Source organism: Arthrobacter sp. CAL618, assembly GCF_000468215.1.
In the GTDB taxonomy this organism is placed as follows: Bacteria; Actinomycetota; Actinomycetes; order Actinomycetales; family Micrococcaceae; genus Arthrobacter_D.
Genome location: NZ_ASZW01000173.1, coordinates 1 through 9759, shown reverse-complemented (window position 1 = coordinate 9759; position 9759 = coordinate 1). Strand labels below are relative to the sequence as shown.

Here is a 9759-nt window from a genome sequence, read left to right as displayed (position 1 = left end):
AGCACATCGGCCCTGAGTTGGGTGAGGGTCCGGTCCTCGTCGGGGCCCTGCAGGTTACGGGCTGCGGTATCGACGCGGTGGAAAATCCCGGCAGCTTGTTCGGTGGGCAGGAAGGCTGCGAGCCAGGCCATCCCGTCCTGCGCCGGGTCCAGATACACTCGACGGTCCTGGAGCGCCTTCCGGTGCCGCAGGGTGATCGATTCTGGGTGGAAGATGTCACGTAACCGTTGGGCCTGGCGGTAAAACTTCGCCACCGTGGTCTTGCAGGCCAGACCGATGAGCTGGGCCTCGAATGCGGCCATCACGGCGGGAACGGTATCCGGGATACCRATCGCTTCCCCGACCACCGCCCACGCGTGACGGCGCGATAACCTGCCATCCTCCAACGCGGTCAGGGTCGCCCGGTAATCGCGGACCAGCAGCTCACTATGGTCAAGCAGGGAACCAGCCGTGCGCTCCGGCAGACGCAGGGCCGCACCGATCTCCGACGCGCTCAGGGTACGGGCATGCCCCGGGTCACCCGCCCAGGAGTGCGCCTCGGTGGTGAGGTCATGAAGATGGGTGACCGCCTTTGCTTCCTGCGCATCTACCCAGGACCGCAGCCGGCCAAGGTCCTGCAACACGGCCAGCGTCTGGCCTGAATCCAGGGAAGCGACCGCGGCCAGGACCACCTTCCCGGCCAACGCCGGCCGCCCGTCACCAGAACGCACCCGGCCATCAGAATCAGATCCAGCATCAGAATCAGAATCAGCATCAGCAAAGGTATCGGGTGCTTCTACCACTGGGGCCGTCCACACAGCGTCGGCACCGAGTGGACCACCCGGACCGTGACCGCCGGAAGCCCCCGCTGAAGCATCCGCGGACCTGTTCGCGAACCCGCTATCAGCGGCCGAATCAGTGGCCGAATCAGAGCCAGAATCCGGGCCGGAATCGGGGAAGAATCCCGATCCGGTAGAAGAAGCTTTACTGCTTTTCATACCTCCATTCCATCATCGAGCACTGACAAAACAGGGGCCGATTCAGGGCCACCAGAAAATCCTTTTCAACTATTTTCAGCACCAAAAATCAGCACCGGAAATCAGACCCCGGACCGCCCGCTGAACACCCCCGCCGGACCGTGAGTTGACGGTGCTGAGGAGAGCAGCGCTTACCCGACGGCGACCTCCATCGCCACTGCACGGACCGGCGAACCGTCCATTCCGGCGAACGGCAACGGCAGCACCGAGACCCACGGGTCAGCAAAATCGACGGACGCAAGATTGGTCAGGTTCTCAACGATCACACCGTCGGCGCCCAGCAATGCCCGGTGAAAGGGGAGATCCACTTCAGCCCCGGACAGGTCGGTGAGATCCGGGTTGAGGGTATCGACGCCGACCACCGAAATACCGCGATCCAACAAACCAAGCGCAATGTCGGCGTCGAACGCTGGATGCCGCAGGTACAGCTCGGTGCCGAAGTGCTGCGACCAGCCGGTGTGGAACAGCACCATCGCTACGGAATCCAGATCGGAAAGCTGTGCCTCGACGTCGGACCAGACAAACACGTGACCCGCATCGACCACCGGAAGCCGAACAATGCGGGCCACGCCGACCAGCCGGCTGAGGTCGATCTGATCCACCGACGAGCCACCCTGCACCGTGTGCAACGGTGCATCCAGATGGGTTCCGGTGTGGGTGCCCGCATGCACCTCGGCCACCTGGAACCCGTCGGCGGCGATCTCGGCCGCAACCGTGATCGTCACCTCCGGGTCACCGGGAAAGACCTGCATCCCACTGACAATGGGATGCGAAAGATCAACGAGCCGCACGGCGTCCAGAATCCGCGTTCGCTGGCGACTCGGAGTCGCTCAGGTGCGAATGCTGGGGTGTCCCGGACACGATCCGCTTGGCCACGATGGCCCACCCCAGGTACAGCCCGGCCGAAAGGATGAAGGTGGGAATGGTCGCGCCGATCGGGCTTGGCAATGAATAGGTCAGTATCAAGGACGCAGTAGCGCCAATGATCCAGACGGCCACCGCGGCAATATTGACGCCCTTGAAGTACCAGTAGTCTCCGCCGGTGCCACGCAGGATGTCCTTGTTGTAGTGGCGCTTGCGAACAATGTAGTAATCCACCAGCATCACAGCGAACACCGGGATGAACAGCGACCCGATGAGGACCAGGAACGAGGTGAACTGATCCAGCAAAGCCAACCAGGTGGACCCAACAATCGAGATCGCACCCAGTACGAGCGCCGTAGGAAGGAACTTGACCTTGCTGGACGGCACCATATTCACCACCGAGGACACCATTCCGTAAACCACCATGGTGTTGGTGGCCATCACCGACAGGAAGATGACCACGGCCAGCGGTGTTCCAAAGGCGGCAACAATGGCGGTGGGGTCGAACGCGACGGCCTCGCCGCCGTCGAGCACTAGATACGCCACGGTGGTGGCGCCCAGCACCATCGCGAGCACCGTCGACAGCAGGTAGCCGATACCCGAACCGATCATGCCTGCGGCCTGGGACTTCGCCAGACGGTTGAACTCAGCCGACAGGACAGTCCAGGAGATTGCGGTGGCGATGACGACGTCGAGTACCACCACCCCTGACCAGCCGAGTTCCGGATCGNTGGCAGGTCAATGAACTCCGAGGGGGCGAAGGTGGTGAACGCCGTAACGAAGATGTACGCCATGAAGGCGAGGATGACCAGGGCAAGCCATGGCTCCACCCGGGCGATGCCGGCGTGACCGAAAATCGCCAGGCACACCACCAGCAACTGACACAGCACCGAGAACAGAATGGGGTTGGAGAAGCCGGTGGCTTGCTCCACCAGGAAATTGACCGTCACTCCGGCCAGCATGGCCTGAACCCAGCTCCAGCCCATCAGGATGATCACGTTCGCGGCGACGGGGAGAAAGGAGCCGCGGAGCCCGAAGGACCCCTTCGTCAGCGACATCGTCGGCAGCCCGGTGCGGGTACCCATGTTGCCCACCAACACCAGAACTGCGCCACCGATGGCTGTACCAAGAATGATCAGCCCGACGGCGAGGGGCCAGCTCACTCCGGGAACAAACAGTGTCCCGGTGAGCAGGGTGGTGACGACCAGGTTGGCGGCCAGCCAGATCATGCCCATACGGCCGGCGCCGAGGGTGCCTCGAATGGGGCCGAAGCCCTCCGAATTCTTCTCAAGATGATTGGATAGCCGGGAAAATGCTGAGCCGGTACGTCCGGTGCTCTGTGTGCTCATGGTGGTTACCTGGCTTCGGGGGAGTTGGGAAGAGGGGATAAGTGTTCGTGGACGGCGAGGATGGACCCGTCGTCGGACCGGTGGAAGACGATCGTCTCGCGTTCGACCGTGGTCTCTCCGGTGTTGAAGGTGGTCGTGACGTCGTGGCAGAACACCGCGGTGTCGCCCAGTAGTTGGATGGACGGGTTACTGCTGAGGCACTCAGTGACCTGCCAGCCCTCGGCAAGCCATGACTGCCAGAGGGCCTCGTATTCGGACCGCCGCTCGAGCCTTCGGTTCTCAGTGTGGAAGACGAAGGTCGCATCGGGGCTGAAGGATGCAAAATACGTTGCGGTGTCGGTCCGCGAAAATGCTGCGACGACGTGAGCCGCTGCGGCTGCGACGTCGTCGTGAGTCAAGTCTTGATTTTCGGTCATGGAGTGCGATCTTCTCTCGAAAGGTCGACGACGATTCGCCGCTTTGTAGCCTGCCAGACAACTTTTGTTTTCAAAGTTTGAGTGACACAGGTAACAAATGTCAAAGGTTTGACCAAAGTTACTTCCATAGCGAACCGAAGAGGGGCATCGGAAAGAGCACAAAAAAGGTGGCGNCCACCTCAATGACCAGCTGGTGCCTTAGCGCATGTTCACAAACTGCAGGTCAGCCTCGTCGAAGTTCTTCAGCAGAGCCATGGTGGCTTGCAGATCGTCGCGGGACTTGGAGCTGACCCGCAGCTCGTCGCCCTGGATGGTGGACTTGACGCCCTTTGGCGCCTCATCGCGGATCAGCTTATTGATCTTCTTCGCCACATCCTGGGCGATGCCCTCTTTGATGGTGGTTTCCAGGCGGAATTCCTTGCCGGAAGCGTAAGGCTCACCAGTGTCCAGTGATTTCAGCGAAATGCCTCGCTTGATCATCTTGGACTGGAGGACGTCGAGGACAGCCAGGACACGCTCTTCGGAGTTGGCTTTCATCAGGATCATTTCACCGCTGAAGTCCACCTCGGCGCCGATGCCCTTGAAATCGTAGCGCTGGACGATTTCCTTCTGCGCCTGGTGCAGGGCGTTGGCAACTTCCTGCTTGTCTACTTTGCTAACTACATCGAAAGTGGATTCGCTCGCCACAATGTCTCCTAGGGGGTAGTGAGAAGGATCTGGTCCAAGCCTAATCGGTTATGCGCCACTGGGCTGCTGCAAATGGCTCCCAGCTGATCTACAGGAAGCCCAGTGTCGGCTCACACCAGCCGGTGAAAGTGTTGGTTCCAGTGACCACCTCGGAGGGAAAGAAGCTATGAGCAGCAAGCCGCGTGTCCGGTACCAAGTTCGAGTTCGACATGCCGTGGCCGGGACCTTCCTGGCCGCGTCGTCGGCGGTGTCCATCACCGGCCTCTCCGCGATGCCGGCGGCGGCAGCCAATATGTCGTCGTCGGTCCAGGTTTCTTATCCCGTTTCGGCCAGCTCGGAGCGGTTGGCGGGGGTGCGGTCCGAACTGGATCACGCCGTCGCACTCGGCTCAGTTACTGACGATCAGGCGGACGCGTTCTATGCCCAGATCGAGCGTCGCGTGAACGCCGGACTGTAGGCCCAATCGCGTCTGTCCGGGGACGATTCGATTCTTGCCCCGATTTTCTGTAAAGTTGTCTTGCCCGCGGTTACCGTGGGTAAACCTCATTTATGAGGACGTATGGCAGATTACCCGAGCGGCCAAAGGGGGCTGACTGTAAATCAGCTGGCATCGCCTTCACTGGTTCGAATCCAGTATCTGCCACATCGCCGGTAGTCCGGTGAAGTAGCCCGTTTAGATCTCCGCCAAGATCTGGACGGGCTACTTTTTTGTCTTTTTCCGGTGAGAGCGGGTGATCGGCAAGCCCAGACAACGTGCTGCAGCGTGCACTGTTCGAGGATTAATCCGGCGAATCGCCGGGTAATCTTCATCGAGAGCGAACACGGGGAGACATCGGCGAGTAAACTCGTTAGCGTTAAAGCATGGCAACTATTGAAGTAACCGAGGCAACTTTCCCCGAGACCATCGAAACGAACGACATTGTGTTCGTCGATTTCTGGGCTGAATGGTGTGGCCCGTGCAAGCAGTTCGCTCCCGTGTACGACGCCGTTTCGCAGAAGCACGATGACATCACCTTCGCGAAGGTGGACACCGAGGCCGAGCAGTCCCTCGCCGCCGCGGCCGGGATCACCTCGATCCCCACGCTGATGGCTTTCCGCGAAAAGGTGCTGGTATTCTCGCAGCCCGGCGCGATGAACGCCACCCAGTTCGGTGAACTGGTTGACGCGGTGAAGGGCCTGGACATGAAAGAGGTCCACGAGCAGGTAGCCCAGCAGCAGGCAGCGGCACAGGCCGGAGCCGCTGCAGAGGCACCAGCAGCTGACGCTCCAGTTCAGGACGACCAGAAGACCAGCTAGTCTTCGGACTCAGCTGCAGCTAGACCAAACGAAAACCCCGGATCCCATGAAGGATCCGGGGTTTTCGCGTGCCAGACGCTGTTGGTGCGTCAGACGCTTTTGGTGCTCAGACGCTTTTGGTGACCTGGACCGGCTCGGCCAACAGGGCACTGAGAGACTCGCCCAGGTCCTGCACCGCCGGACCCCGCAGGTGCTTGTCCATCAGTTCCTCGGACTCCCACCGTTCGGTCAGGACAATGCGGTCCTCAGCAACATCGGTGATCTCGTACCTGATGCATCCAGGCTCGTTGACGACCTGCTCAATGGCTATGTCGAGGGCTAGCTTCACCCGGAAGACCTCGCCGGGGTTGGGGATAAACACGGCCGTCACATCTAGTGGTTCACTCATGGGTTAAGCCTAACGGTGGCGGTGATCCTCGGGCGCGAGCCGAGGACCGTAGGTGGGCTTACGGAACCCACTCGCATACAGCATCCGGACCACCCGTTGCCGATCGCCGGCCCACGGCTTCAGGAGCTGCAGCATCCCGGCGTCGTCGGTCCGCTGCCCGGTCAATGCGGCGCCCACATAGGCGGCCAGGTGGTAGTCACCGACCGAAATCGAATCAGGGCAGCCGTGCGTGCGCTGCAGAACTTCCGCTGCAGTCCACACGCCGATCCCCGGTACCGAACGCAGGGCCGCCGTGACGTCGGCCGATGACCGGACACCGGCCAGCCGCTCCAACCCAGAGGCCATCGCCACGGCCTTCAGGATGGTGTCCGATCGGTGCGCATCGACACCCGCACGATGCCAATCCCAGGACGGCACGCGCCGCCACTGGGCGGGGGCGGGCGGTAGTCGCAATCCGTTCGGAGCTCCAGGCGCCTGCGGAGCCGCATCGCCGTGCCGGGTCAGCAGCCAGCGCCACGCCCGCTTGGCCTCGATCCCGGTCACCTTCTGTTCAAGGATGACGCGCACGACGGCGTCCAGCATGCGTCCGGTCGAGGGTAGCCGCAACCCGGGGTTGAGGTAGCGCCCCTTGCGGGCGATCTCGGGGAGGGTCGCCTGGTAGCCGGGGCTGTCGAAGTGGCTCCAGTCGTCGTCGGCGCCGAGCAGGGTGGGCACCGATTGCAGGGCCGCGGCTGCCCCCGGGCCCCACGCCGTCGCGTGGATGCGCGCCGAGCGGAGGCTTCCGCGTTGTTCCAGCCGGAGGGTGGCGGCGCCGTCGTCGTTCCTGAACGCTAACCAGGCGGCACCCTGGTCCTTGAGGAACGCCGGATCGAACGCGCCGCACTGCAGCGACCCGATGGTTCCCGCCAGGTTATATGGCCCGTCCGGCTCCCACACCGTTGAGCGGGCCGCGCTTGGGGCCAGCACAGGCCCGGAGTCCGGCACAGGGCCCGGCTCCGGCGCAGGCCCCGAGTCCAGCCCCGTGCCCGACTCCGGCGCAGGGCCGTGGGCAGCGGAAACGGTCATGGGTCAATGGTGTCACGCCGGGCTGACAGTGATCCGATGAGTTGAAGGGTCCGGCGGGTCCGCGCCGTCCGGGAACCAGGGCACTTCGCGGTAACTTTGTAGGTATGAAGTATGCGAACTCCGTAGTGGACCTGATCGGCAACACCCCGCTGGTCAAACTGAACAGTGTGACCGAAGGAATTGCCGCAACTGTCCTGGCGAAGGTGGAATACCTGAACCCCGGCGGCTCCGTCAAAGACCGCATCGCGGTGAAGATCATCGACGCCGCCGAAGCCGAGGGCAAGCTCAAGCCCGGTGGCACCATTGTCGAACCGACGTCCGGCAACACCGGCGTCGGGCTGGCCCTCGTTGCCCAGCAGCGTGGTTACCGCTGCGTCTTCGTAGTGCCCGACAAGGTGGGCGAAGACAAGCGCAACGTCCTGGCCGCGTATGGCGCCGAGGTGGTGGTCACTCCCACCGCCGTCGCACCGGATAGCCCGCAGTCCTACTACGGTGTCTCCGACCGGCTCACCCGCGAGATCCCTGGCGCGTTCAAGCCGGACCAGTTCTCCAACCCCAACGGGCCCTTGAGTCATTACGAGTCCACCGGACCCGAAATCTGGAACGACACCGACGGCAAAATCACCCACTTCGTCACCGGTGTAGGCACCGGCGGCACCATCAGCGGCACCGGCCGTTACCTCAAAGACGTGAGTGCTGACCGCCCGAGCGGCAAGGTCCGGGTCATCGGCGCCGACCCCGAGGGTTCCATCTACTCCGGCGGCACCGGGCGTCCCTACTTCGTCGAAGGCGTCGGCGAGGACATGTGGCCGGACGCCTATGACCCCACAGTGGCCGACGAAATCCTGGCCGTCACCGACGCCGAGAGCTTCGCCATGACCCGCCGCCTCGCCCGCGAGGAGGGACTGCTGGTGGGCGGTTCCTGCGGCATGGCAGTGGTCGCCGCACTCCGGGTGGCCAAGAACCTGACGGCCGACGACGTCGTCGTCGTCCTCCTGCCCGACGGTGGCCGCGGCTACCTGGGCAAGATTTTCAGTGACGACTGGATGAAGTCGTACGGCTTTATGGAGAGCGGCGACGAAGCCACCGTGGGCGAGATCCTACGTTCGAAGACCGGCAACATGCCGGATCTGGTGCACACGCACCCCACCGAAACCGTGCGCGACGTCATCCACATCATGACCGAGTACGGCGTCTCCAACATCCCGGTCCTGTCACAGGAACCCCCGGTCAAGATGGGCGAAGTGCTGGGCTCGGTGGACGAACGCCTGCTCACCGACAAACTTTTCCACGGCGAAGCCAAGCTCACCGACAAAATTTCTCTGCACATGAATGACAAGCTGCAACTGATCGGTTCGCTGGAGTCAGTTGCCACCGCACGGGAGCGTCTGGTGGACAGCGACACCCTGATGGTGACGTTCGTCGGCTCACCGGTGGGAATTCTGACGCGCCACGATTTGCTGACCTATATGAGTATCTGACTTCCATACTAAGGAGCACCATGACGCACGCTGAGAATCAGGGCTTCAACACCCGGGCCATCCACGCCGGCCAGACACCGGATCCCACCACGGGTGCAGTCATCCCCCCGCTGTACCAGACCACCACCTTTGCGCAGGACGGCATCGGGCAGCTTCGCAACGGCTACGAGTACGGCCGGGGCACCAACCCGACCCGTGATTCGCTGCAGACCCAGCTCGCCGCACTCGAGGGGGCAACCCACGGGTTCAGCTTCTCGTCGGGGCTGGCCGCCGAGGATTCCCTGATCCGGGCGCTGCTGGCACCGGGGGACCGGATCGTGATGGGCAACGACGTCTACGGCGGCACCTACCGCTTGATCGATAGGGTCCTGGCGCCGTGGGGAATCAGCAACGCAGCGGTAGACATGTCGGATCTCGACGCCGTCCGCGCCGCCGTCGGAGACAACACCCGCATGGTGTGGGTCGAGACGCCGTCCAACCCGATGATGAAGGTGACCGACATTGCTGCCGTGGCAAAGATCGCTCAAGACGCCGGTGCCATCCTCGTGGTCGACAACACCTTCGCGACACCGTACCTGCAGCAGCCGCTCTCGTTCGGGGCCGACGTCGTCGTCCACTCCACCACCAAGTACATTGGTGGGCACTCCGACGCCAGCGGTGGCGCCGTGATCACCAGCAATGAAGAGATTGCCGAGAAGGTGGGCTTCATCCAGTTCGCCGTCGGTGCTGTCTCGGCGCCAATGGAAGCGTGGCTGACCACACGCGGGCTCAAGACCCTCGGCGTCAGGATGGACCGGCACAGCTCCAACGCCCGGGCCATTGCCGAATGGCTGCAGGGGCGCCCCGAGGTGGAACAGGTCTTCTACCCGGGTTTGCCCGAACACCCCGGCCACGATCTCGCCGCAGCCCAGATGAAGGATTTCGGCGGCATGATCTCGGTGTCGTTCAAGGGCGGCGAGGCGGCCGCACGGAAGGTGGCCGAGTCCACCCACGTGTTCACGCTCGCTGAATCACTGGGTGGGATCGAATCGCTGATGAACTACCCGTCCGCGATGACCCACGCGTCAGTGGCCGGCACAGAGCTGGCCGTCCCGGAGAATCTGATCCGGCTGTCCGTCGGGATTGAGGATGTTGCGGACCTGATTGCCGATCTGGAACAGGCCTTCACCGCCCTCTAGAAGTCTTAAACGAAAACGC

General features: G+C 62.7%; 12 protein-coding genes and 1 tRNA gene. 5 read left to right on the top strand and 8 right to left on the bottom strand.

Features of this window, described 5'->3' with window-relative positions:
• The 6 genes from K728_RS20170 to K728_RS0110875 form a co-directional block, all read right to left on the bottom strand.
• On the bottom strand, positions 1-710 hold a 710-nt coding region (locus tag K728_RS20170), incomplete at its 3' end, for a DUF222 domain-containing protein (protein ID WP_237742135.1).
• 437 nt (positions 711-1147) lie between these two features.
• The gene (locus K728_RS0110890) at positions 1148-1768 is read right to left on the bottom strand and encodes a cyclase family protein (protein ID WP_237742134.1); all 621 of its coding nucleotides are present in this window, start codon (positions 1766-1768) and stop codon (positions 1148-1150) included.
• A 25-nt stretch (positions 1769-1793) separates the two neighbouring features.
• Positions 1794-2585 carry a cytosine permease gene (locus K728_RS22380; protein WP_272944190.1) on the bottom strand — a complete coding sequence of 264 codons (792 nt, stop codon included), beginning with the start codon at positions 2583-2585 and terminating at the stop codon, positions 1794-1796.
• Positions 2489-3109: a cytosine permease gene (locus K728_RS22375; RefSeq protein ID WP_443110964.1), complete on the bottom strand. Its 621-nt coding sequence runs from the start codon at positions 3107-3109 to the stop codon at positions 2489-2491. The genes K728_RS22380 and K728_RS22375 overlap by 97 nt, the downstream gene beginning before the upstream one ends.
• Positions 3110-3234: 125 nt before the next feature.
• Positions 3235-3645, bottom strand: coding sequence for a YybH family protein (locus K728_RS0110880; RefSeq protein ID WP_024476726.1), 411 nt, complete (start codon positions 3643-3645; stop codon positions 3235-3237).
• Between the two features lie 198 nt (positions 3646-3843).
• Positions 3844-4332 (bottom strand): YajQ family cyclic di-GMP-binding protein, encoded by a 489-nt coding sequence (locus K728_RS0110875; protein ID WP_019484312.1) that lies wholly within the window; start codon positions 4330-4332, stop codon positions 3844-3846.
• A gap of 166 nt (positions 4333-4498) precedes the next feature.
• Here K728_RS0110875 and K728_RS0110870 point away from each other — a divergent pair, with 166 nt between their 5' ends.
• The 3 genes from K728_RS0110870 (at position 4499) to trxA (ending at position 5628) form a co-directional block, all read left to right on the top strand.
• Positions 4499-4789 (top strand): hypothetical protein, encoded by a 291-nt coding sequence (locus K728_RS0110870; protein ID WP_019484313.1) that lies wholly within the window; start codon positions 4499-4501, stop codon positions 4787-4789.
• A gap of 104 nt (positions 4790-4893) precedes the next feature.
• Positions 4894-4975 (top strand) — tRNA-Tyr (locus tag K728_RS0110865).
• A gap of 218 nt (positions 4976-5193) precedes the next feature.
• The gene (trxA, locus tag K728_RS0110860) at positions 5194-5628 is read left to right on the top strand and encodes a thioredoxin (protein ID WP_024476725.1); all 435 of its coding nucleotides are present in this window, start codon (positions 5194-5196) and stop codon (positions 5626-5628) included.
• Between the two features lie 106 nt (positions 5629-5734).
• Here the strand turns inward: trxA and K728_RS0110855 are convergent, their stop codons facing one another.
• Both K728_RS0110855 and K728_RS0110850 read right to left on the bottom strand, forming a co-directional pair.
• Positions 5735-6016 (bottom strand): putative quinol monooxygenase, encoded by a 282-nt coding sequence (locus tag K728_RS0110855; RefSeq protein ID WP_024476724.1) that lies wholly within the window; start codon positions 6014-6016, stop codon positions 5735-5737.
• A gap of 9 nt (positions 6017-6025) precedes the next feature.
• Positions 6026-7081, bottom strand: coding sequence for a DNA-3-methyladenine glycosylase family protein (locus K728_RS0110850; RefSeq protein WP_084442880.1), 1056 nt, complete (start codon positions 7079-7081; stop codon positions 6026-6028).
• Between the two features lie 104 nt (positions 7082-7185).
• Here K728_RS0110850 and K728_RS0110845 point away from each other — a divergent pair, with 104 nt between their 5' ends.
• Positions 7186-8562, top strand: a complete 1377-nt coding sequence (locus K728_RS0110845; protein WP_024476722.1) for a cystathionine beta-synthase — start codon at positions 7186-7188, stop codon at positions 8560-8562.
• Positions 8563-8582: 20 nt separating this feature from the next.
• Positions 8583-9740, top strand: a complete 1158-nt coding sequence (locus K728_RS0110840; RefSeq protein ID WP_024476721.1) for a cystathionine gamma-synthase — start codon at positions 8583-8585, stop codon at positions 9738-9740.
• Positions 9741-9759 lie beyond the last annotated feature (19 nt).

What these genes read in the sequence shown, in the direction of transcription:
- trxA (WP_024476725.1), top strand. Translation starts at nt 5,194, where the DNA reads ATGGCAACTATTGAAGTAACCGAGGCAACTTTCCCCGAGACCATCGAA.
- K728_RS0110840 (WP_024476721.1), top strand. Translation starts at nt 8,583, where the DNA reads ATGACGCACGCTGAGAATCAGGGCTTCAACACCCGGGCCATCCACGCC.
- K728_RS0110845 (WP_024476722.1), top strand. Translation starts at nt 7,186, where the DNA reads ATGAAGTATGCGAACTCCGTAGTGGACCTGATCGGCAACACCCCGCTG.
- K728_RS0110870 (WP_019484313.1), top strand. Translation starts at nt 4,499, where the DNA reads ATGAGCAGCAAGCCGCGTGTCCGGTACCAAGTTCGAGTTCGACATGCC.
- K728_RS0110890 (WP_237742134.1), bottom strand. Translation starts at nt 1,768, where the DNA reads ATGCAGGTCTTTCCCGGTGACCCGGAGGTGACGATCACGGTTGCGGCC.
- K728_RS0110880 (WP_024476726.1), bottom strand. Translation starts at nt 3,645, where the DNA reads ATGACCGAAAATCAAGACTTGACTCACGACGACGTCGCAGCCGCAGCG.
- K728_RS0110855 (WP_024476724.1), bottom strand. Translation starts at nt 6,016, where the DNA reads ATGAGTGAACCACTAGATGTGACGGCCGTGTTTATCCCCAACCCCGGC.
- K728_RS0110850 (WP_084442880.1), bottom strand. Translation starts at nt 7,081, where the DNA reads ATGACCGTTTCCGCTGCCCACGGCCCTGCGCCGGAGTCGGGCACGGGG.